Raw genomic sequence first — 1,374 nt, forward strand, 5'->3', positions numbered from 1 at the left:
AGATACGATAGAATGAGTAATGGACATAGTGAGATTTCCTTTCTGTAATTTGTGGTGATTTTATTGTAACGGAAATTCTTACCTATGTCTCTTTTTTTTATGCTCAAGAAAAAAAGGCGTTGGTTTCCACCAACACCAAAATTTATAGAACCACTAAAAAAAGGAACGCCGTAACGGGTTTGATCATCCGTTTCAGGGCGTTCCTTTTTTAGTTATTCTTCTGGATTTTCAGCGGGTTGATCCTGTGGGACATCGCTGCCGTCTGGATTTTCGTCAGTGCCGGCTTCGTTACTGCCGTCGCTTTGATCCGGGTTGTCTGGCACAGAGTCTGTTTCAGGCGCCGGTTCTGTGTGTTCCAGACGATAAACGACGATTTCGGCAGGGGAGAACAGGCGTACGTCCATGCGGGTGGTGCCGGTGCCGTTGCTGACGTCAAGGAGAATATCGTCAACCTGATGCTTGCCGCGGTAATATATCTCGGCATAATTCGCCCGGTAAAAGGTACCCAGCAGCGGAATGTAAACCTGACCGCCGTGGCTGTGGCCGGCTAGCATTAAATCCGTCTGATCCTGCGGCAGCCGCAGCACGGTATCCGGCGTATGGCACAGGGCGATCGTGAAGCTGTCCGGAGAGATGTTCTGGTATGCCGCTTCCGGATCCGGATTGCCCAGCATCTCGCTTTCCAAACCGACTAACGAGATCGACTGAGTGCCGCGGTTGCGGATTTTCACGGACTGATTGTTCAAGACTTCAAAACCCGCTTCAAATAACAAGTGGCTGACCATTTCCCCGCTGCTCTGCGATTCCAGATCATGGTTGCCCAGCACCGCAAATTTTCCCAGCGGCGCTTTCAACCGCGATAAAGCGTCGCGGATCGTATCCATCGCCTGATCGTCGGGCCATTGATTGGCAGGGTGATCGAATAAATCACCGCCGAACAGAATGACGTCTGCGCCGACGCTGTCAATTTTCTCGATCAGCGCTTCCAGCCGTGAATCGTCGACAAAGGCGTTATAATGTACATCGGAAAAAAATAAAATCTGAAGGCCGCTCAGGGCTTCAGGAATCTTTTCTGAACCGATCGTTTCCGTCCGGATCCGCACCCGCTTCGGCGCGATTTCCGTGGCGTCTAAATAAAGTACGCCCGCGCCGGCGATCAGAAGCAGAACGATCAAGGTTATTTTCAGGATTTTCTTCATGAGAACTCCTTTCGTCCTTCTATTTTATCATAAGCGGCCCTCAAAAAGAAGGTTCTATAAATTTTGGTGTTGGTGGAAACCAAAGCCTTTTTTTCTTGAGCATAAAAAAAGAGACATAGGTAAGAATTTCCGTTACAATAAAATCACCACAAATTACAGAAAGGAAATCTCACTA

1 protein-coding gene is annotated in these 1,374 nt (G+C 48.7%); it reads right to left on the reverse strand.

All coding sequences use genetic code 11. The annotated features are described in order from the left end of the window. Positions 1–212 precede the first annotated feature (212 nt). Positions 213–1,199 carry a metallophosphoesterase gene (locus BQ7364_RS00075; RefSeq protein ID WP_072682801.1) on the reverse strand — a complete coding sequence of 329 codons (987 nt, stop codon included), beginning with the start codon at positions 1,197–1,199 and terminating at the stop codon, positions 213–215. Between the last annotated feature and the right edge of the window lie 175 nt (positions 1,200–1,374).

Source organism: Holdemania sp. Marseille-P2844 (assembly GCF_900120005.1).
Taxonomy (GTDB): domain Bacteria; phylum Bacillota_I; class Bacilli_A; order Erysipelotrichales; family Erysipelotrichaceae; genus Holdemania.

What these genes read in the sequence shown, in the direction of transcription:
- BQ7364_RS00075 (WP_072682801.1), bottom strand. Translation starts at nt 1,199, where the DNA reads ATGAAGAAAATCCTGAAAATAACCTTGATCGTTCTGCTTCTGATCGCC.